This window comes from Modestobacter versicolor (assembly GCF_014195485.1).
GTDB lineage: Bacteria > Actinomycetota > Actinomycetes > Mycobacteriales > Geodermatophilaceae > Modestobacter > Modestobacter versicolor.
This window is the reverse complement of sequence record NZ_JACIBU010000001.1, coordinates 3301494-3321113: the sequence shown is the minus strand read 5'-3', so window position 1 is coordinate 3321113 and position 19620 is coordinate 3301494. Positions and strand designations below refer to the sequence as shown.

The window sequence follows — 19620 nt, the reverse complement described above, 5'->3', positions numbered from 1 at the left end:
GGATACGGGTGGTCGTGACACTCCTGCTCGGCTAGACTTCGTACACCTGTTCGGGTCGGTCGGGAGGTGTCGTGAGCGAGCTGCGGTCGGTCCTGGATGCGCTCGCTGGCGCCGACCTGCACGAGCTGGCCGACGGTGAGGTGTTGGAGCGGGTCGCCCTGCTGGTGGCGGTGGGCAACCGGGTCGCTGCCGAGCTGACCCGGACCGTGCGGCATGCCGATGTCCGGCAGGCCGCGGAGCACGACGGGCTGACGTCGATGCGGTCGTGGCTGATCGGCCATGCCCGGCTGGCCCCGGCCGACGCGTCGCGGGTGGTGCGGTCGGGTCGGGCGCTGGAGCACTTCCCGGCGCTGGCCGCCGGGTTCGCCGAGGGTGCGGTCACCGCGGCACAGTTCGACGTCGTCGCCGGCGCGGTGGGCGAGCGCGAACGGGCGCAGGCGGCGGAGCAGGGCGTAGAGCTGGCGCCGTTCGACGAGGCCTGGACGGCGGTCGCTGTCGAGTCACCGCACTCGACGTTGATCACCGCCGTGCAGGCGTTCGAGGCCGCGCTGGACCCCGATGGCGTGGAGCCGGATCCCACCGAGGGCCGGCGGTTGTCGATCGCCCGGCACGCCGACGGCTCGGTGACCGGACGCTTCGACTTGGACGCGGTGGGTGGGGAGAAGGTGCAGGCGGCGATCGAGTCGATCGTGCAGGCCTCCCGCCCGAAGGGTGACGAGCGGACCCGCGGGCAGCAGAACGCGGACGCGCTGGTGCAGCTGTGCGACAACCAGCTCGCCGCCGGCACCCTGCCCACGCTGCGCACGGTCAAGCCGCACGTGGTCCTCGGCGTCGACCTCGACGACGTGGTCGACCCGGCCACCGGTCCCGGCGCGGCGCAGACCGGGTTCGGCGCGCAGATCTCCGCCGCCCGCGCCCGCTGGCTGGCCTGCGACGCCAGCATCTCCCGGATCGTGATGGGCCCCGACGGAGTCCCGCTGGAGCTCGGCCGGGACCACCGGGTGGTCACCCCGGGCCTGCGCAAGGCCGTCGTGCGCCGGGACCGGGCGTGCGTGTTCGCCGGCTGCGACGCCCCGCACTGGTGGTGCGACGTCCACCACCTCGTCCACTGGCTGCACGGCGGGGAGACCAGCCTGGGCAACTCCGGGCTCCTGTGCGAACGCCACCACACGAAGGTGCACCACGGGTTCCGCATCGAACGAGATCCCGGCGGTCGATGGCGCACCTGGCGACCCGACGGCACCGAGGTCCTGCTCGGTCCGGCTCCCTGACGCGCCCGCGGGCCGGGTCCCCGCGGGGTGTGACCCGGCACCACGACGTCCGACTCGCCGTGCGGGAGCGCCGAAGAGGCTTGATCATCGACTGTGGACCGGGCCACTGGAGCCCGGCCGGGAGGAGTGCGCACGTGAAGGTCCTGGGCATCAACGCCATCTACCACGACCCGGCGGCGGCGCTGATCGTCGACGGCACGGTCGTGGCCGCGGCCGAGGAGGAGCGGTTCAGCCGGCGCAAGCACGGCAAGCGCCCGCTGCCGTGGAGCGCCTGGGAGCTGCCGGAGCTGTCCGCCGCGTGGTGCCTCAGGGAGGCCGGCATCCGCCCGGAGGAGCTGGACGCGGTCGCCTACTCCTTCGACCCGGCGCTGATGGGCACCCCGGAGGAGTCCGGGCTGTTCGACGACGGCGACGTCATGCGCAAGAAGTACGCCGAGATGGCGCCGGACTTCCTGGCCCACGCGCTCCCCGGGCTCGACCCGGCGAAGGTCCGCTTCGTCAAGCACCACGTCGCGCACGCCGCCTCGGCCGGCCTGGCCGCCCCGGGTCACGCGGGCCGGCGGGACAACTCCGTCCTGGTCCTCGACGGCCGCGGCGAGGCGCACAGCCACCTCGCCGGCCGCTACGTCGACGGCCAGCTCGAGGTGCTCGCCGGGCAGGCGCTGCCGCACTCCCTCGGCCTGCTCTACGAGGACCTCACCGACCACCTGGGGTTCCTGCGCAGCTCCGACGAGTTCAAGGTCATGGCGATGGCCTCCTACGGCAAGCCGCGCTTCGTCGGCGACCTGACCGAGCTCATCCGGGCGACCGACGACGGCGGCTTCCGCACGGAGAAGATCGACTTCACCGAGTTCGCCCCCCGCCTCGGCAAGGGCGACAACTGGACCTCCGACCACGCCGACCTGGCCGCCAGCGTCCAGCAGCGGCTGGAGGAGGTGCTCATCGACCTCGCCCGCTGGGTGCACGAGCAGACCGGCGACAAGGTGCTGACCCTGGCCGGCGGCACCGCGCTCAACTGCGTCGCGAACACCCGGATCCTGGCCGAGAGCCCGTTCGAGCAGGTCTGGGTGCAGCCCGCCGCCGGTGACGCCGGGACGGCGCTCGGTGCCGCCCTGCACGTGGCCCGCGAGCTCGGCGAGGACACCCAGCCGATGCCCGGTGCGGCGCTGGGCCGCGGCTGGAGCGACGACGAGATCGAGCAGGTCCTGGTCACCGCGGCCATCGACTACGAGCGCCCGGACGACGTCGCGGAGGCGGTCGCCGAGGTGCTGGCCGACAACGGCATCGTCGCGTGGTTCCAGGGGCGCAGCGAGTACGGCCCCCGCGCGCTGGGCCACCGCTCGCTGATGGCGCACCCCGGGTTCGAGGCCAACCTCGAGCGGATGAACGACGTGAAGGGCCGCGAGCAGTTCCGCCCGGTGGCCCCGATGGTGCTGCTGGAGAAGGCGCCGGAGATCTTCAGCCGCGGGCCGATCCCCTCGCCGTACATGCTCTTCGTCCACGACGTCGCCCCGGAGTGGAAGGAGCGCATCCCGACCGTCACGCACGTCGACGGGACGGCGCGGATCCAGACCATCGACCCGGACACCCAGCCGCTGGTGCACCGGATGATCTCCGCCTTCGAGCGGCGCACCGGCCTGCCGGTCGTGGTCAACACCAGCCTCAACACCGCCGGCCGGCCGATGGTCGACGACCCCCGGGACGCGCTGGAGTGCTTCGGGTCGGCACCGGTCGACCTGCTGGCCATCGGCCCGTTCGTCGTCCGCCGGCCGAAGGCGACACCGCGCCCGGCCTGAGCCGAGCCCGGGCAGCCGGACCACGGGACGCCCCGTCACCCGAGAGGGTGACGGGGCGTTTCCGTCGTCCGGTTGTGGGCAATCCATGCGCTGCCGCTGAGACAACAGCGAGCACGAACGACATGGAGGCACGAACGTGTCCACTGCAGATCTCCCCGGCGCCGGCAAGCGCGGCTGGCCTCAGCTCCTCGCCCTCGTCTTCGGCGTCGTGTACCTGCTGATCGGCATCATCGGGTTCTTCATCACCGGGTTCGGTGACTTCTTCGGCAACGCGAACGGCATGCCGATGGAGCACGACGAGACCCTGCTCGGGTTCATGATCAACCCGATGCACAACGTGGTGCACATCCTCATCGGCGCGGCCGGCATCGCGTTGTCCCGCACCCTCAAGGGCGCCCGCACCTACGGCCTGCTGCTGCTCGTGGGCTACGGCGCGGCCTTCGTCTACGGCCTGATCGCCATCGACGAGGAGTGGGACTTCCTCAACCTGAACTGGGCGGACAACATCCTGCACCTGGTCACGGCCATCGTCGGTGCGGCGATCGCCTTCGGCCCGGTGAAGACCGTCGCCACGGGCCGCGGCCCCGACGTCTCGCTGCGCAACGGCTGACCCACCCCGCACCGCTGGTCCCTGCACCACCGACCGCCCCGGACGCCCCTGGCGTCCGGGGCGGTCGCACGTCCGCACCCCGGTGCGGTGCAGGTCACGTCCGGCGCTAACGTCCGGACATGGACTTCACCCTCTCCGCCAAGGCCGAGGACGTCAGTGGCCGGATGTGGGACTTCATGCGGGAGCAGGTCTTCCCCGCTGAGCCCGTGTACGAGGAGTGGCGCGCCGCGCGCGGCCACGACGACCACGCCCACCCGCCCGTGCTGGAGGACCTCAAGGCCGAGGCGCGCCGGCGCGGCCTGTGGAACCTCTTCCACCACGAGCTCGGCGGGATGACGAACCTCGAGTACGCCTCGATCGCCGAGATCATGGGCTGGTCGCCGACGATCGCGCCGGAGGTGACCAACTGCGGGGCCCCGGACACCGGGAACATGGAGACCCTGATGCTCTTCGGCACCGAGGAGCAGAAGGCCCGCTGGCTGGAGCCGCTACTGGAGGGCGAGATCCGCTCCGGCTTCGCCATGACCGAGCCGGACGTCGCCAGCTCCGACGCCCGCAACATCCAGACCTCGATCGTGCGGGACGGCGACGAGTACGTCATCAACGGCCGCAAGTGGTGGACCAGCGGTGCCGCCGACGAGCGCTGCGAGATCTTCATCGTGATGGGCAAGACCGACCCCGACGGCCCGCCGCACCGGCAGCAGTCGATGGTGCTGGTGCCCCGCGACACCCCCGGCCTGGAGATCGTCCGGCACCTGCCGGTGTTCGGGTACCAGGACCAGCACGGGCACTCCGAGCTGCGCTTCACCGACGTCCGGGTGCCGGTGTCCAACATCCTCTCCGGCGAGGGCGACGGCTTCATGATCGCCCAGGCCCGGCTGGGCCCCGGCCGCATCCACCACTGCATGCGCGCCATCGGGATGGCCGAGCGGGCGCTCGCGCTGATGGTGGAGCGGGCCAAGTCGCGGGTCGCCTTCGGCCGGCCGCTGGCCGAGCAGGGCACGGTGCGGGAGTCGATCGCGCTGTCCCGGATCGAGATCGACCAGGCCCGGCTCTACGTCCTGCAGACCGCCGACCTGATCGACCGGTTCGGCGCCAAGGGCGCCAAGACCGAGATCTCCGCGATCAAGGTCGCCGCCCCGCGGGTGGCGCTCGACGTCATCGACCGGGCCATCCAGCTGCACGGCGGCGCCGGCGTCAGCGGCGACACCGTGCTGGCCCGCTTCTACGCCAGCGCGCGCACCCTGCGCATCGTCGACGGCCCCGACGCGGTGCACATCCGCGGGGTCGCCAAGGAGGAGCTGGCGCGGGAGCGCCCCTTCGCCGGCTGAGCACCGGCCGGCGGCTCGGTCAGGGGGTGAGCGTGCCCCCGAAGGAGCCGCCGGCCAGCTTCGCCATCAGCTGGGTGCGGTCCAGGCCGACGGCGGCCAGCGCGTCGCCGTCCCGGTCGGTGTCGATCTGCTCGGGCAGCTGCGCCTCGACCTTCTCGGCCGTGGCGTTGTCGCCCTCGGTGTGCAGCAGCTGCACCAGCTTCGCGCGCTCGATGTGCACGGTCCCTCCCGACCTCGGTGTGCTGGCGGTCACAGTGCCCGTTCGCCCCGGTCAGCGCCAGAGATCTCGATCCGGTCACGGACGCACCCCTCCCGGGCGGGCCACCGCGTCATAGAGGGTGTGACGGGGAGCGACCGGTGAGAGCAGCGCACGAAGCGGCGTTCGAGGCGTTCGTCGCTGCGCGCTCCGACGACCTGCTGCGGGTGGCCTTCCTGCTCAGCGGCGACCGCGGCCACGCCGAGGACCTGCTGCAGACCGCCCTGCTGAAGGCCTACCGCCACTGGGGCCGCATCTCCGGCGACGACCCGTACCCCTACGTCCGGAAGGTGCTGGTCACCAGCGCGGCCAGCTGGCGGCGCCGCCGGACGACGCAGGAGATCGTCGCCCTCCCGCCGCACGACTCCCCCGAGCCCGACCAGACCGACGTGTTCGCCGAACGCGACCGGATGGCGACCGCGCTGGCCACCCTGCCGCCGCGGATGCGCGCCGTCCTGGTGCTGCGCTACGGCGAGGACCTCGGCGAGGCCGCGACCGCCGCGGTCCTCGGCTGCTCGGTGAACACCGTCAAGAGCCAGACCACCCGCGGCCTCGCCCGGCTGCGCGACACCCTGCCCTCCCCCGCGTTCGAGGAGCACTGACATGGACCTGCTCGACGTCGAGAGCGAACTGCGCTCGCACCTGACCACCCGCCCGGCGCCGCGCGCGCCGGAGGGCCTGGTGGAGCGCACCCGGGTGCTGCACCGGCGCCGCCGCCGGCACCAGGCCGCCGTCGCGGGGGCAGGCCTCGCCGTCGCCCTGCTCTTCGGGTCGGTGCCGGTGCTGCGCGCCGCCCTGCCCGACGTCGGGACGGCGGACGACGCCGCAGCTCCGCCGCGGGTGGCGACGCAGAGCCTGTACGAGCTGCCCACCCGGGGGTCGCTGGCCGGTGACGCGGCCTGGCTGCAGGGCGTCGCCGCCCTCCCGTGGCGGGCCGACGAGCTGGAGGAGGGCACCTCCCCGCCGGTCGGGAGCCACCGGGTGACCTGGGCCGGCGACGTGGCCGGGAGCAGGGTCGCACTGGTGCTGGGCGACCAGGACGGCCGGCTCAGCGGCACGTGGTTCACCGGCCCCGCCGGTGCCGAGCCGGGCGGGATGACCCAGGCGACCGGCGCGTACCGCGTCCTGCGCAACCAGCCGCTGACGCTGGTCGACGCCCCGGACGGCGGAGCGTCCGGCCTCCTCGTCGTCGTCGGCCTGCCCGGTGACACCGTCGAGTACGTGGCCGGCACCACCGTCACCGCGGCGGGCACGGAGCAGGTGGACCGGCGGCAGCTGCCCGGGGCGGACGGCGCGGCGGCCGGTGCGATCGGCGACCCGCGCGCCCTGGCGGGCCGGCCGCGCGTCGCCGTCCTCCGGGGCGGTCAGGAGCTCAGCTCGATGAGCTACGCGCTCACCGACCGCGCCGAGGCGTTCGTCCAGGCCCCCGTCGAGCCGCTCGCCGATCCGCGCGGGCTGCGTGGGCGCGTCTCCGAGGAGCTGCTGCAGTCCACCCTCCGGAGTGCGGTCAGCCTCTACGGGATCGACACCGACGTGTCGACGCCCGTGCTGCTCGCCGCCGCGCCGTCCAGCGACGGGCAGGGCGGGACCGTGCTGGTCGGGCTGACCTTCCCCTCGGGCGCAACGCTCCTGTCGGTGGGCAGCTCGGCGGTCACGTCGGACCAGTCGAGCGTCAGCACCCACACGGGCACCCAGCCCGCGGGGACGCCGCTGCCCGACCAGGTGCTGGCCGTCCCGCTCGGCGGGCGCGTCGCCCTCAGCGGCCCCGCGGACGCGGTGTCTGCCGAACTGCTGGGTGCCGACGGCGCGCCGCTGGCCACGGTGCCGCTCAGCGCGGGCTCGGGCGTGGGCACCACGGGGTCGACGGCGACCGCCGCACGGTTCCGCGGTGCCGACGGAACCGTGCTGGCCGAGGTCGGGGTCCGCGAGCTCGGCTCGTGACCGTCGAGCCGGCGTCGGTGACCGCGATGCGGCAGCTCGCGGCCGAGGCGCGAGGAGGGCGGAGGTCAGCGCGGTTGCGCCCGGCGCACCAGGAAGCCGCCGACCGCCGCGAGCACCAGGCCGAGCGCGACCTGGCCGATGCCGACACCGCTGCGGTCGCTGCCGAACCAGGTCACCGACGACAGCAGCAGGACGACGGCGATGCCCAGCACGAGCAGGCCGACCAGCCGCTCGCGGCGGGCCAGGGGGCTGCCGGGCTCGGGTGAGGGCATGCGGCGACCCTACGACGGCGCACTGGGAGCGGTTCCAGTGGTGCGCAGGCGCCCAGGGACGGTCCTCCGGTGGTAGGACGGTGCCCATGCGCAGCCGACCGGCGGTGACCCTCGAGCACGTGGCGCTGGCCGCCGGCGTCTCCCGGGCGACGGCGTCCCGGGTCCTCACCGGCTCCGGCGTGGCCAGCGAGCGGGCCCGCCGGCAGGTGCTCGAGGCCGCCGTCCAGCTCGGGTACGTGGCCGACCCGGTGGCCCGCGCGCTGGTCAGCGGGCGCGGCACCCGGCTCGTGGTGGCCGCCTCGGCGCAGTGCCCCGACGACGTGGAGCACTGCGCGTACACGTCCCGGGTGGTCTCCGCGGCCGCGCAGGTGTGCGCCGCCGAGGGCCTGGGGGTGGCGCTCCGCTGGGTGCCGGTCGACAGCCCTGGCGCGGTGCTCGACGACCTGGCCCGCGACCGGTCGGTGGCCGGCGTCCTGCTGGTCAACACCACGGAGCTGACCCTCCAGCTGCTGCCGCGCGACCTCGCCGGCCGGGTGGCGTCGATCGGGGTGGGCGGTCCGGGGGTGCCGGAGGTCGACGTCGACACGCTGACCGTCGCCCGGCGGATCACCGAGCACCTGCTCACCACCGGCCGGCGGCGGGTGGCGCTGCTCGCCGGACCCGCCTGGATGCCCTGCGCCCAGCGCCCGGTGGCCGCCTACCGCGCTGCGATGCGGGCCGCCGGCCTGCCCGCGCACGTCGTCCCGGGCGACTTCAGCGCCCGGCACGGGCGCGCCGGCGCCGCCGAGGTGCTCCGCCGCTGGCCGGACACCGACGCGGTCTACGGGATCTGCGACGAGGTGGCGCTCGGCGCGCTGCAGACGCTGCGCGCGGCGGGGCGGCAGGTGCCCGGCGACGTCGCCGTCATGGGGTTCGACGACATCCCGGCCGCCGAGTTCAGCGGCCCGGGGCTCACCACCGCGACCCACCCCGTCGAGCAGATCGCGACGGCCGCGACCCGGATCGCGCTGGGCGTCGTCCCGGGCGCCCGGACGCTGTTCCCGTCCGAGCTGGTGCTGCGCGAGACCGCCTGACCGGGCCGACGTCAGGCGGGGAGCGAGAGCTCCTGCAGCCAGGCCTGCCAGGCCGGCTGCTCGCGCTGCACGTAGCCGGCCGCGTCGGCGGAGAACAGGTACGCCCGGACGCCGGCCGTCGCCGTGCCCTCGTCCATGCCCTCGTCCTCGCCGTAGGTGAAGGCGGTGAGCATCCCGGGCACCGGCGCGGTGAGCCGGACCAGCGCCTGCCGCTCGCCGACGCGCTCGACCGTCCCGGCGGCGCCGCGCACCTCGACCGTCGAGCCCTCGTCGCCCAGCCCGAGCGCGTCGTGCAGGGCCGACCAGACCACCTTCGCGTCGACGGCGTGCGAGGCGGTGGCCTCCAGCTGCGTGGCCTGCTGACCGGGGAAGTGCGAGAGGTACACGCGCAGGTTGTCGAAGTACGGCATCCAGTTCGGGCCCATGCTTTCCCACCACTCCCGCTCCCAGGCGGCACCGGTGCCGAAGCCGCTGCTGGTGACCCGCACGACGCAGGTGCCGCCGGACCGCGCCTCGACGACGAACTCCGAGGTCAGCGAGCTCAGCTCGGCCGGGTCCTTGCCCATCAGGGCGGCCCAGTCCTCCTGGTAGACGATGCGCCGCGGCGGGTCCCACCGGACGACCCGGCCGTCCGAGCCCATCTCGGGGCCCATGCTGAAGCGCAGGGCCCCGCCCTCGCGCTCCTCCAGCTCGGTCGGCAGGAACCAGGCGCTCATGCCCCGGGCGGTGGCGATGGCCTGCCAGACCTGCTCCGGGGTGCCGGGGACCTCGACGCTGAACTCGAGGCGGTAGGGGACGTCGGTGGTCGTGCTCATGGCTTCTCCTCGGGAAGGGGGTGGGCGGCGACGACGAGCCGGTGCGGGCGCCCGTCGTCGTGGTGGTACCGAGCGGCCAGGTCGAGCACCGCGGCGGTCAGGTCGTCGGCGAAGGCGGCCCGGTCGGCGGCCGACCGGAAGCCGATCTGCGTGTCGATGGTCAGCGTCGGCAGGCGCCCGCCGGACGCGCCGGCGCGGCGGGCGAGCGCACCGACCTCGCGCACCAGCCGGCCGGCCAGCGCGACGAGGTAGCCCGCCGACAGGTGGTCGGCCGTGGCGCCCGGGTCGGCCGCGGACGCGCTGACGACGGCCGGGGAGACGACGTACGACGCCGCCGACGCCTGCAGCACCCGCTCGGTGATCCCCCCGTGCCGGCGCTCCTCGGCCAGCTCCACCAGGCCGTGCGCCTCGAGCGCCTTGAGGTGGTAGTTGACCTTCTGGCGGGGGATCCCGACCCGGGCGGCGAGCCCGGCGGCGGAGGCCGGGACGGCCAGCTCGCCGAGCAGCCGGGCCCGGACCGGGTCCAGCGCGGCGGCGGCCGCTCCCGCGTCCTCGATGACCTCGACGTCCTGCATGGGCCCACGGTGGCATTGACAAGAAATGTTGTCAATGGTCTTGCCCCCTTGTCAGGCAAGTGACCACTTGCCTATGGTGGCGGCGTGGGCGACGTGTTCAAGGCCCTCGCCGACCCGACCCGGCGGACCGTCCTCGACGAGCTCCAGGAACGGGACGGCCAGACGTTGTTCGAGCTCTGCGCCCGGCTGGCCAGCCGGCACGGGCTGAGCTCGAGCCGTCAGGCCGTCTCCCAGCACCTGGACGTGCTCGAGGACGCCGGCCTGGTGCACCGCCGCCGGGAGGGCCGATTCACGTTCCTGCACCTGGACACCACACCCCTGCGGGCCATCGCCGAGCGCTGGCCCCCGACGCCCCCGGAGGGCCCGCCGTGAAGATCGCCATGACCAGCATCCACGTGGACGACCAGGACAGGGCGCTGCGGTTCTACACCGACGTGCTCGGCTTCGTGACCAAGCACGACATCCCGATGGGCGAGCACCGGTGGATCACCGTCGTCTCCCCGGAGGCGCCCGACGGCGTGGAGCTGGTGCTCGAGCCCGCCGGGCACCCCGCGGTCCGGCCGTACACGGAGGCGCTGGTCGCCGACGGGATCCCGTTCACCGCGTTCGCCGTCGACGACGTGCAGGCCGAGTACGAGCGGCTGACCGCGGCAGGCGTGGCCTTCACCCAGCCGCCGGTCGCGATGGGCCCGGTCACCACCGCCGTCCTGGACGACACCTGCGGGAACCTGATCCAGCTCGTCGCCATGTGACCGCCGGCTGACCGGCAACCGTCCCGCCTGCCCCCGGCCGGTGGGAGGAGCAAGATGGCGTGATGCGCGTCTCGCTGTTCGCCACCTGCCTGGTGGACACCCTGACCCCGTCGGTGGCCCACGCCACCGCCTCGCTGCTGCAGCGGCTGGGGCACGAGGTCGTGGTGCCCCGCGGGCAGGCCTGCTGCGGGCAGATGCACGTCAACACCGGCTACCGCCGGGAGGCCGTGTCCATCGTGGCCAACCACGTGCGGGCCTTCGAGGGCGCGGAGGCGATCGTCGCGCCGTCCGGCTCGTGCGTCGCCTCGATCCACCACCAGCAGGCCGCCGTGGCCCGCCGGGCGGGCGACGAGGGGCTGGCCCGGGCGGCCGAGGAGCTGGCCGGGCGCACCTACGAGCTGTCCCAGCTCCTGGTCGACGTCCTGGGCGTCACCGACGTCGGCGCCTACTACCCGCACCGGGTCACCTACCACCCGACCTGCCACTCGCTGCGGCTGCTGCAGGTGGGCGACCGGCCGTACCAGCTGCTGCGGGCGGTGCGCGGGCTGGAGCTGGTCGAGCTGCCCGGGGCCGAGCAGTGCTGCGGCTTCGGCGGCACCTTCGCGGTGAAGAACGCCGACACCTCGACGGCGATGCTCACCGACAAGATGGCCAACGTGCTGTCGACGCACGCCGAGGTGTGCACCGCCGGCGACGCGTCCTGCCTGATGCACATCGGCGGCGGCCTCTCCCGGCTGCGCGCCGGCACCCGCACGGTCCACCTGGCCGAGATCCTCGCCTCCACGGAGGAAGCCGTGACCCCCCAGCAGTCCACGAAGCCGGCGGTGACCGCATGACCGCGACCGTGCCCCCGAAGGCACCGACCTTCCTGGGCCTGCCGACCGCACCCCGGGGCGTCGGCCACCTGCGCGGCGACCAGTCCTTCCCGGACGCCGCCCGGGGCGCGCTGCGCGACGGCCAGCTGCGGGCCAACCTGGGCCACGCGACCAGCACGATCCGCGGCAAGCGCGCCCGGGTGGTCGCCGAGCTGCCCGACTGGGCGCAGCTGCGCGAGGCCGGCCGGGCGCTCAAGGCCGCCACGATGGCCCGGCTGGACGACCACCTGGAGGAGCTCGAGCGCCAGGTGACCGCCCGCGGCGGCGTCGTCCACTGGGCCCGGGACGCCAACGAGGCCAACGAGATCGTCACCCGGCTGGTGCTGGCCACCGGCGCGTCCGAGGTGGTCAAGGTCAAGTCGATGGCCACCCAGGAGATCGGGCTGAACGAGGCGCTGGAGGCCGCCGGGCTCGACGTCTTCGAGACCGACCTGGCCGAGCTGATCGTGCAGCTGGGCGACGACCAGCCGAGCCACATCCTGGTGCCGGCGATCCACAAGAACCGGGCCGAGATCCGGGAGATCTTCGCCCGCACCATCCCCGGCGTCGACCCCGGCCTCACCGACGACCCGCGCAAGCTCGCGATGGCCGCCCGCACCCACCTGCGCGAGCGGTTCCTGCGCGCGCGGGTGGCGGTCAGCGGGGCGAACTTCGCCGTCGCCGAGACCGGCACGCTCACCGTGGTCGAGAGCGAGGGCAACGGCCGGATGTGCCTCACGCTGCCCGAGACGCTGATCACCGTGATGGGCATCGAGAAGGTGGTGCCGACCTGGCGCGACCTCGAGGTCTTCCTGCAGCTGCTCCCCCGCTCCTCCACCGGCGAGCGGATGAACCCCTACACGTCGACCTGGGCCGGGGTCACACCCGGCGACGGGCCGCAGGAGTTCCACCTGGTGCTGCTGGACAACGGCCGGACGGCGGTGCTCGCCGACGAGGTGGGCCGGGAGGCGCTGCACTGCATCCGCTGCTCGGCCTGCCTCAACGTCTGCCCGGTCTACGAGCGCGCCGGCGGCCACTCCTACGGCTCGGTCTACCCCGGCCCGATCGGCGCGATCCTCTCCCCGCAGCTGACCGGGGTCGAGGACAACGCCTCGCTGCCCTACGCCTCCTCCCTCTGTGGCGCCTGCTACGACGTCTGCCCGGTGGCCATCGACATCCCCTCGATCCTGGTCCACCTGCGCGCCGAGCACGTCGAGGCCCAGCAGCGGCCGACGGCGGAGGGCGTGGCGTTCAAGGCGCTGGCCCGGGCGATGTCGAACCCGCGGCTCTGGCACCTCGCGCAGCGGGCGGGGAAGCTCGGCCGGCTGCTGTCCCGGGGCAGGCCGACGCTGCCCAACGCGCTGCCGCCGCCGGTCTCGGCCTGGACCCGCAGCCGCGACCTGCCCACCCCGCCGCGGGAGACGTTCGTCGAGCAGTGGACGCGGGAGCACCGCGGGGGCCGGTCGTGACCGGGCGAGGTCCCACGTGCGACCGCGGTGGCCGGCGGTGAGCGCCCGGGACGACGTCCTCGGCCGGATCCGCCAGGCGCTCGGGCCGGAGCGGGCCACCCCGGCCGAGGTGACCCGCGACTACCGGCTCACCGACGGCCGGCCCGCGGGTGACCCGGCGCTGCTGGAGCTGCTCGTCGACCGGGTCGAGGACTACCGGGCCACCGTGCTGCGCTGCTCGCCCGCGGCGATCGGCGCCACCGTCCGCGCCGCGCTGGACCAGGGGCTCGGCGCGGGCTGGACGGCCGGCGACGTCGTCGTCGCCCCCGGGCTGGCCGAGGCGTGGCGCCCGGCGGGCTGCGACGTGGACGACGACCGCCCGGCGGTGCAGCTGGCCGACCGCGCCGCCTCGGTGACCGCGGTCGCGGTCGGCATCGCCGAGACCGGCACGCTCGTGCTGGACGGCTCCGCGGCCTGCGGACGGCGGGCGCTGTCGTTGCTGCCGGACTGCCTCGTCTGCGTGGTCACCGCCGACCAGGTGGTGGGCAGCGTGCCCGAGGGCCTGGCCCGGCTCGACCCGCTGCGCCCGCTGACCATGGTCAGCGGGCCGTCGGCGACCAGCGACATCGAGCTGCAGCGGGTCGAGGGCGTGCACGGGCCCCGCACCCTCGTGGTCGTGCTGGCCGGCTGACGGGTCACCCCGCGCCGGGGAGCATCAGCGGGTCGGGGGCTCGCCCGCCGCGAGCGCTGCCTGGGCCTGCACCGGGTCGTAGGCGCACGCGTCGGTGACGGTGTCGGCCGAACCCGCCGCGGTGTTGCCGGCCGGCGTGCTCGGCGCGGGCGGCGCGGGGGCCGCCGACGAGGAGGACGGCGCCGGCGCGGACGCCGTGCTCCCGGTGTCCGTGGCCGGGGCCAGCGCCTGCTGCACCAGCGTGCGGATCAGGCCGTAGTCCGGGTAGGCGGGGCGGATCACCGTGTCGTCGAAGACGACGCTGCGGATCGCGTTGTCCTTCACCTTCATCGCCACGTCGACGACGTCGCCCAGCAGGTCCTGCGGGACGTCGGTGGAGACGATGTCCTGGGTGGTGGCGGCCAGCTCCTGGAACCGGGTCAGCAGCGTCACCGGGTTCGCCGCCTTCACGATGGCGTTGAGCACGCAGCGCTGGCGGTCCATCCGCTGGTAGTCGGTGAGGCCGAACCGGCCCCGGGAGTACGCCAGCGCCGTCGGGCCGTCCATCCGCTGGTCGGGCCCCGGCGCGATGTAGTCGTCGGGCAGCGTGCCGAGGGTGGGCTCGCCGCCGATCGGCACGTAGTAGTTCACGTTGACCGTGATGCCGCCGAGCGCGTCGACGAGCCGGCTGAAGCCGTCGAGGTTGACCAGCACGTAGTAGTCGATGTGCAGGCCGAGGGCCTCGCCGACGCCGAGCTTGAGGAAGTCGGCGCCCGGGTCGGCGGTGGGGCCGAGGATGTCCGGGTGCGCGGCCGGGCCGTTGCGGTACACCGCGTTGAGGAGGCTCTCGCTCTCGCTGCCGGCGTCGAACCCGTCGGGGTACACCGCGGCGAGCGGGCTGTCGGCCGGGAAGGGGAGGTCCTCGAGGTTGCGGGGCAGGCTGAACAGCGTGGTGGCGCCGGTGTCGGTCTGCACGTTGGCGACGATGACCGTGTCGGTGCGCACGCCCTCGCGGTCGGACCCGCCGTCGCCGCCGAGCAGGAGGATGTTGACCTCCTCCTTGTCGCCGAAGGGGCGCGACTCGTCGACCGGTGCGGTGACGGTGGCGCTGTCCTCGTCGGCGAAGACGGTGTCGACCAGGTCGCGCTGGGCGGAGGCGATCTGCACCACCTTCGCGGCGGGGGCCACCACGCCGGCGCAGAGCAGGAGCACGACCAGCACGCCGAGCGCGTGCTGCCAGCCGCGGGCACCGCGGGGGAGCACCGCCCGGTAGCCGCCGACCACGACGACCAGCCAGGCCAGCGCCAGCAGGACGACCCCGCCGATGGCGACCACCAGCGCGGTCGAGTCGACGGCGAGCCGGATGGCCTCGCCCCGGCCGGCCGTGGCCAGCCAGACCCCTCCGGCCAGGAGGAGCAGGAAGACGGTGAGGACGACGGCACCCAGCCGGCGGCGGCCACTGGCCAGGAAGGCCGTGCCGGGCAGCAGCGCCCCCAGCACGGTGTAGCCGAGGGCCGAGCCGAAGCCCGGGGCCGCGTGCCGGCCGTAGGTGCGGCGGCTCCCGCGGGACTCCCCCGCCAGCGGGAGACCGGTGTAGTCACGGACGGCGGTCGGGTCGATCCACTCCGTGTCGCCCGGGGACCACACGTGCCGACCCTGCCCAGGCGTGCGTCCGTCGCTCACGCGGCGGACGCTCGGTCCCGGAAGCCGGTCATCAGGCCATGATCGCACTGATCGGGCCGTACGCCACCCACGGGCGGTGGTCACCGTGCGAACGTGTCGTGACTCTGACCGTCACGACCAGCCTGCCACAGCCGGACCGGCTCGGCAGTTCGTGACCCGGGTCACCTCCGGGCGACTGGACCCGCACCTGCTGGGTACCCGACGGGGGAGCCACCCCTGACGGCGTCCTGACCGGCGGGCGACCCGGAACCGCCGTCCGGCAGCGCCGTTGCCACGGCCCGTGGGTCAGGGCACCGTAGGTTACGACACCGTAGGTACCGAACAGAGGAGCCATCGTGTCCCGGACGCCGCTGGAGGCAGCGCTGCTGACCGAGCTCGAGCCGGTCGTGGCCGAGAACCTCGACCGCCACATCAAGCTCGCCCAGGAGTGGCACCCGCACGACTACGTCCCGTGGTCGGAGGGGCGCGACTTCGCCTTCCTCGGCGGTGAGGACTGGTCCCCGGAGCAGTCCCGGCTGGACGAGACCGCCAAGGCGGCGATGTTCACCAACCTGCTGACCGAGGACAACCTGCCCAGCTACCACCGGGAGATCGCCACCCGGTTCGGCCGGGACGGCGCGTGGGGCACCTGGGTCGGCCGCTGGACGGCGGAGGAGAACCGGCACGGCATCGCGCTGCGCGACTACCTCGTGGTCACCCGCGGCGTCGACCCGGTCGAGCTCGAGCGGGCCCGGATGGACTACATGATCGAGGGCTACGACTCGGGGGACAAGACGCCGCTCGAGGCGGTCGCCTACGTCTCCTTCCAGGAGCTGGCGACCCGGGTCAGCCACCGCAACACCGGCAAGGCCACCGGCGACCCGATCGCGGACAAGCTCCTCACCCGGATCGCCAAGGACGAGAACCTGCACATGGTCTTCTACCGGAACATCGTCTCGGCGGCCTTCGAGATCGAGCCGGACGCCACCATGCGCGCCGTCGCCGACGAGGTCATGCGGTTCGAGATGCCCGGCGCCTCGATGGCCGGTTTCCGCAAGAACTCCGTGATCATCGCCAAGGCCGGCATCTACGACCTGCGGCTGCACCACGACGACGTGATCTCGCCGGTGCTGCGTGCCTGGAAGGTGTTCGAGCGCACGGACCTCGGCCCGGAGGGCGAGAAGGCACGGGAGGAGCTGGCCCAGTTCATGGTGGGCCTGGACGCGCAGGCGACCAAGTTCGTGGAGAGCCGCGACCGGATGCGCGCCCGCATGCAGGCCCGGATGGACGAGAAGCTGACGCCGCTCCCGCAGTAGAAGGACCACCCTGCCCCCCGACCCTCGCAAGCTCGGGGCGGGCCCCTGCAGGATGGCCGTTCCAGCACGCTCGTAGGGTCGCAGTCGTGCGCCTGGCCACCTGGAACGTCAACTCCATCCGCAGCCGAGCCGACCGGGTGGAGGCCTGGCTGCAGCGCAGCGACGTCGACGTCCTGGCGCTGCAGGAGACCAAGTGCAAGGACGAGCAGTTCCCGGAGGAGCGCTTCCGGGCGCTGGGCTACGACGTCGTGCACGTCGGCCACTCGCAGTGGAACGGCGTGGCGCTGCTCTCCCGGGTGGGGCTCACCGACGTCCAGGTGGGCTTCCCCGGCATGCCCTCCTGGTCGTCGAAGGAGGGCGTGGAGCCCGCCCCCGAGGCCCGTGCGCTGGGCGCGACCTGCGGCGGTGTGCGGGTGTGGAGCCTCTACGTGCCCAACGGCCGCACGCTCACCGACCCGCACCTGCAGTACAAGCTGGAGTGGCTCGAGGCGCTGCGGGTGAGCGCCGCCGGCTGGCTGACCGAGGACGCCGAGGCGCCGGTGGCCCTGGTCGGCGACTGGAACATCGCACCCCAGGACGACGACGTCTGGGACATGTCGGTGTTCAGCCACTCCACGCACGTCTCCGAGCCCGAGCGGGCCGCGTTCCGGGGCGTCGTCGAGGCGGGGTTCACCGACGTCGTCCGGCCCTACACGCCGGGACCCGGCGTCTACACCTACTGGGACTACACCCAGCTGCGGTTCCCCCGGCGCGAGGGCATGCGCATCGACTTCGCGCTCTGCTCCCCCGCCCTGGCCCGCCGGGTCACCGGTGCCTCGATCGACCGCGAGGAGCGCAAGGGCAAGGGCGCCAGCGACCACGCCCCGGTCGTCGTCGAGCTGGCCGACTAGCTCCCCGACGCGCGCACGAGCCGGAAGGACGGCGCAGCCGGGGTCGTTGCACCAGGCGATGACCACCGCGCTCGCCGCCGTCGCACCCGCCGTCCCCGCACCCACCCGCCTCTGGACCCCGTCCCGCGTCCTCGTCACCCGCTCCGCCGCCGAGCGCCCGCACGGGCAGCGCATCCTGGCCCGTCTCGAGGCCGCCGGGGTGGACGCCGTCGAGCTGCTGCCGGGCGACCGGCTGCCCAACCTGCGCGGAGACGGCGACCGGGCGGCGTTCATGGCCGCCAAGCAGACGCTGGCCGTCGTCGTCCCCCCGCCGTCCAAGCGCCGCCTGCAGCCGATCCCGCCGTCCGCCGACTGGCGCTTCGACCTCGCCGAGGGGTGCCCCGCGCACTGCCAGTACTGCTACCTCGCCGGGTCGCTGTCCGGCCCGCCGATCACCCGGGTCTTCGCCGACCTGGACGAGGTGCTCGGTGACCTGGCCGGCTACGTCGGCCGCGGCGCCGTCACCTCCGGCACGGCCGCCCGCGGCGACGAGGGGACGACGTTCGAGGCGTCCTGCTACACCGACCCGCTCGCCCTCGAGCACCTCACCGGCGGGCTGGCGACCGCGGTGCAGTTCTTCGGCACGCACGCCTGGCCCGGGCCGGTGCAGCTGCGCGCGACGACCAAGTTCGACGACGTCGCCGGCCTGCTCGACCTGCCGCACGGCGGTCGCACCCGGCTCCGCTTCTCGGTCAACGCCGCCTCGGTGGCCCGCCGGTTCGAGGGCGCCACCTCACCGGTCGCCGGCCGGGTCGCCGCGCTGGCCGCGGTGGCCGCCGCCGGCTACCCGGTGGGGCTGACCATCGCGCCGATCATGCCGACCGACGGGTGGCGGGAGGAGTACGGCGAGCTGCTGGACGCCGTGGCCGCGGCCCTGCCGCCGGGCGCCGACCTCACCGTCGAGTGCATCACCCACCGCTTCACCCCGGGCAGCAAGGCGACGCTCACCGACTGGTACCCGCGCACCAAGCTGGAGATGGACGAGGCGGCGCGCACGACCAAGCGCGGCAAGTTCGGCTCGGTCAAGCACGTCTACCCCAGGGAGACGATGGCCGAGCTGCGCGGCTGGTTCGAGACGGCGCTCGCCGATCGGCTGCCCACCGCGCGGGTCCTCTACTGGACGTAGGGCTCAGCGCGGGCGGTGCTGCACCAGGCCGACCGGCACGGGCCCGGGCCAGACGGCCTCCAGCGCCTCGGCGGTCTCCTCGCGCAGCTCCCCCGCGGCGCCCACCGTGGAGATCCGCGCCGGGGTGTCCTCGCGGGTGGTCTCCCGGACGTCGGCCACCACGACGGTGATGTTGTCGGTCGGCGGCCCGGCGAGGGCGGCGTCCCGCAGCGCCGCGGCGGCCTGGGCCGGCGGGCCGGCGACGAGCAGGTCGCGGATCACGCTGGGCGGCACCACGTCGGACAGCCCGTCGGAGCAGACCATGAGCCGGTCGCCGGGGCGGGCGTCCAGCCGGATGACGTCCAGCGCCGCGACGTCGTCGTCCGCACCGTGCAGGGCGGCGTAGACCGCCGAGCGCTGCGGGTGCACCCGGGCCTCGGCCGGGGTCAGCGAGCCGGCGTCGATCAGCGCCTGCACCAGCGTGTGGTCGGTGCTGATCTGGGTCAGCTCGTCACCGGCCAGCAGGTAGGCGCGCGAGTCGCCGATGTGCAGCAGCGCGATGCCCTCGGCGTCGACGTGGAACGCCGACAGCGTGGTCGCCATCGTGCGCAGCCGGGGCCGCTCGGTGTAGGCCGCGCGGATCCGCTCGTTCGCGCTGGCCACCACCCGCACCGGGTCGTCGGCGCCGTCGCCGAGGCTGCCGGAGGCCAGCGGGGCCAGCCAGTTGACCACCAGCGACGAGGCCACGGCCCCGCCGACGTTGCCGCCGACGCCGTCGGCGATGGCGATCAGCAGCGGTCCGCCGACCGCGGAGTCCTGGTTGTCCGGGCGCGGTCCGCGGGTGGAGACGGCCGCGCTGTCGAGCACCAACACCGTTCCCACCTCCTGACCCCACCGCCGGTGCGCGTGTGCACCGATCCAGGGGACGGTAGATGACGCGGCTG

At 74.2% G+C, this 19620-nt stretch carries 21 protein-coding genes; 15 read left to right on the top strand and 6 right to left on the bottom strand.

The features are described 5' to 3' along the window. The first annotated feature begins 71 nt into the window (after positions 1–71). From FHX36_RS16150 to FHX36_RS16135, 4 genes are all read left to right on the top strand, one after another. Positions 72–1271 carry an HNH endonuclease signature motif containing protein gene (locus FHX36_RS16150; RefSeq protein ID WP_110551106.1) on the top strand — a complete coding sequence of 400 codons (1200 nt, stop codon included), beginning with the start codon at positions 72–74 and terminating at the stop codon, positions 1269–1271. Positions 1272–1405: 134 nt separating this feature from the next. Next, the gene (locus FHX36_RS16145) at positions 1406–3067 is read left to right on the top strand and encodes a carbamoyltransferase family protein (protein ID WP_110551107.1); all 1662 of its coding nucleotides are present in this window, start codon (positions 1406–1408) and stop codon (positions 3065–3067) included. Positions 3068–3203: 136 nt separating this feature from the next. Next, positions 3204–3677, top strand: a complete 474-nt coding sequence (locus tag FHX36_RS16140) for a DUF4383 domain-containing protein (protein ID WP_110551108.1) — start codon at positions 3204–3206, stop codon at positions 3675–3677. Between the two features lie 119 nt (positions 3678–3796). Continuing rightward, complete coding sequence (locus FHX36_RS16135) at positions 3797–5008, top strand: acyl-CoA dehydrogenase family protein (protein WP_110551109.1); 1212 nt, start codon at positions 3797–3799, stop codon at positions 5006–5008. A 19-nt stretch (positions 5009–5027) separates the two neighbouring features. Here the strand turns inward: FHX36_RS16135 and FHX36_RS16130 are convergent, their stop codons facing one another. Further along, complete coding sequence (locus FHX36_RS16130) at positions 5028–5228, bottom strand: hypothetical protein (RefSeq protein ID WP_110551110.1); 201 nt, start codon at positions 5226–5228, stop codon at positions 5028–5030. Positions 5229–5365: 137 nt separating this feature from the next. Between FHX36_RS16130 and FHX36_RS16125 the strand changes: the two genes are divergently transcribed. Both FHX36_RS16125 and FHX36_RS16120 read left to right on the top strand, forming a co-directional pair. Further along, positions 5366–5866: a SigE family RNA polymerase sigma factor gene (locus FHX36_RS16125; protein WP_110551111.1), complete on the top strand. Its 501-nt coding sequence runs from the start codon at positions 5366–5368 to the stop codon at positions 5864–5866. A gap of 1 nt (position 5867) precedes the next feature. Next, on the top strand, positions 5868–7205 hold the full coding sequence (locus tag FHX36_RS16120) for a hypothetical protein (protein ID WP_110551112.1): 1338 nt from the start codon (positions 5868–5870) through the stop codon (positions 7203–7205). Positions 7206–7270: 65 nt separating this feature from the next. Here the strand turns inward: FHX36_RS16120 and FHX36_RS16115 are convergent, their stop codons facing one another. Next, a complete protein-coding gene (locus FHX36_RS16115) occupies positions 7271–7477 on the bottom strand; it encodes a hypothetical protein (RefSeq protein ID WP_110551113.1) in 207 nt (68 codons plus the stop codon). Positions 7478–7563: 86 nt separating this feature from the next. Here FHX36_RS16115 and FHX36_RS16110 point away from each other — a divergent pair, with 86 nt between their 5' ends. Next, a complete protein-coding gene (locus tag FHX36_RS16110) occupies positions 7564–8550 on the top strand; it encodes a LacI family DNA-binding transcriptional regulator (RefSeq protein WP_110551114.1) in 987 nt (328 codons plus the stop codon). An 11-nt stretch (positions 8551–8561) separates the two neighbouring features. Here FHX36_RS16110 and FHX36_RS16105 read toward each other — a convergent pair whose 3' ends face one another. Next, positions 8562–9365, bottom strand: a complete 804-nt coding sequence (locus FHX36_RS16105; RefSeq protein ID WP_110551115.1) for an SRPBCC family protein — start codon at positions 9363–9365, stop codon at positions 8562–8564. Then, entirely contained in the window at positions 9362–9940 is a 579-nt protein-coding gene (locus FHX36_RS16100; protein WP_110551116.1) for an ArsR/SmtB family transcription factor, read from the bottom strand. Before FHX36_RS16100 ends, FHX36_RS16105 begins: the two co-directional genes overlap by 4 nt. 84 nt (positions 9941–10024) lie before the next feature. Here FHX36_RS16100 and FHX36_RS16095 point away from each other — a divergent pair, with 84 nt between their 5' ends. From FHX36_RS16095 to FHX36_RS24000, 5 genes are all read left to right on the top strand, one after another. After that, entirely contained in the window at positions 10025–10312 is a 288-nt protein-coding gene (locus FHX36_RS16095) for an ArsR/SmtB family transcription factor (protein WP_110551117.1), read from the top strand. Between the two features lie 8 nt (positions 10313–10320). After that, positions 10321–10692: a VOC family protein gene (locus FHX36_RS16090; protein ID WP_221202922.1), complete on the top strand. Its 372-nt coding sequence runs from the start codon at positions 10321–10323 to the stop codon at positions 10690–10692. 62 nt (positions 10693–10754) lie between these two features. Next, entirely contained in the window at positions 10755–11528 is a 774-nt protein-coding gene (locus tag FHX36_RS16085) for a (Fe-S)-binding protein (protein ID WP_110551124.1), read from the top strand. Further along, entirely contained in the window at positions 11525–13015 is a 1491-nt protein-coding gene (locus tag FHX36_RS16080) for a LutB/LldF family L-lactate oxidation iron-sulfur protein (protein WP_110551119.1), read from the top strand. The genes FHX36_RS16085 and FHX36_RS16080 overlap by 4 nt, the downstream gene beginning before the upstream one ends. A 37-nt stretch (positions 13016–13052) precedes the next feature. Further along, positions 13053–13685 carry an LUD domain-containing protein gene (locus FHX36_RS24000; RefSeq protein WP_183513902.1) on the top strand — a complete coding sequence of 211 codons (633 nt, stop codon included), beginning with the start codon at positions 13053–13055 and terminating at the stop codon, positions 13683–13685. Positions 13686–13709: 24 nt separating this feature from the next. On the opposite strand, the gene FHX36_RS16070 is transcribed toward FHX36_RS24000, so the two are convergent. Beyond that, on the bottom strand, positions 13710–15311 hold the full coding sequence (locus tag FHX36_RS16070; protein ID WP_258372804.1) for an LCP family protein: 1602 nt from the start codon (positions 15309–15311) through the stop codon (positions 13710–13712). A gap of 371 nt (positions 15312–15682) precedes the next feature. Here FHX36_RS16070 and FHX36_RS16065 point away from each other — a divergent pair, with 371 nt between their 5' ends. The 3 genes from FHX36_RS16065 (at position 15683) to FHX36_RS16055 (ending at position 18697) form a co-directional block, all read left to right on the top strand. Next, positions 15683–16642 carry an acyl-ACP desaturase gene (locus FHX36_RS16065; RefSeq protein ID WP_110552719.1) on the top strand — a complete coding sequence of 320 codons (960 nt, stop codon included), beginning with the start codon at positions 15683–15685 and terminating at the stop codon, positions 16640–16642. Between the two features lie 86 nt (positions 16643–16728). Beyond that, entirely contained in the window at positions 16729–17532 is an 804-nt protein-coding gene (locus FHX36_RS16060) for an exodeoxyribonuclease III (protein WP_110552720.1), read from the top strand. A 58-nt stretch (positions 17533–17590) separates the two neighbouring features. Further along, on the top strand, positions 17591–18697 hold the full coding sequence (locus FHX36_RS16055; RefSeq protein ID WP_110552721.1) for an SPL family radical SAM protein: 1107 nt from the start codon (positions 17591–17593) through the stop codon (positions 18695–18697). A 3-nt stretch (positions 18698–18700) separates the two neighbouring features. Here the strand turns inward: FHX36_RS16055 and FHX36_RS16050 are convergent, their stop codons facing one another. After that, positions 18701–19549 carry a PP2C family protein-serine/threonine phosphatase gene (locus tag FHX36_RS16050; protein WP_181428809.1) on the bottom strand — a complete coding sequence of 283 codons (849 nt, stop codon included), beginning with the start codon at positions 19547–19549 and terminating at the stop codon, positions 18701–18703. Positions 19550–19620 lie beyond the last annotated feature (71 nt).

Bases quoted from the DNA above. Each gene is read 5' to 3' on its own strand.
- FHX36_RS16080 (WP_110551119.1), top strand. From the start codon at position 11,525: ATGACCGCGACCGTGCCCCCGAAGGCACCGACCTTCCTGGGCCTGCCG.
- FHX36_RS16110 (WP_110551114.1), top strand. From the start codon at position 7,564: ATGCGCAGCCGACCGGCGGTGACCCTCGAGCACGTGGCGCTGGCCGCC.
- FHX36_RS16135 (WP_110551109.1), top strand. From the start codon at position 3,797: ATGGACTTCACCCTCTCCGCCAAGGCCGAGGACGTCAGTGGCCGGATG.
- FHX36_RS16055 (WP_110552721.1), top strand. From the start codon at position 17,591: ATGACCACCGCGCTCGCCGCCGTCGCACCCGCCGTCCCCGCACCCACC.
- FHX36_RS16090 (WP_221202922.1), top strand. From the start codon at position 10,321: ATGACCAGCATCCACGTGGACGACCAGGACAGGGCGCTGCGGTTCTAC.
- FHX36_RS16115 (WP_110551113.1), bottom strand. From the start codon at position 7,477: ATGCCCTCACCCGAGCCCGGCAGCCCCCTGGCCCGCCGCGAGCGGCTG.
- FHX36_RS16120 (WP_110551112.1), top strand. From the start codon at position 5,868: ATGGACCTGCTCGACGTCGAGAGCGAACTGCGCTCGCACCTGACCACC.
- FHX36_RS16100 (WP_110551116.1), bottom strand. From the start codon at position 9,940: ATGCAGGACGTCGAGGTCATCGAGGACGCGGGAGCGGCCGCCGCCGCG.
- FHX36_RS16105 (WP_110551115.1), bottom strand. From the start codon at position 9,365: ATGAGCACGACCACCGACGTCCCCTACCGCCTCGAGTTCAGCGTCGAG.
- FHX36_RS16085 (WP_110551124.1), top strand. From the start codon at position 10,755: ATGCGCGTCTCGCTGTTCGCCACCTGCCTGGTGGACACCCTGACCCCG.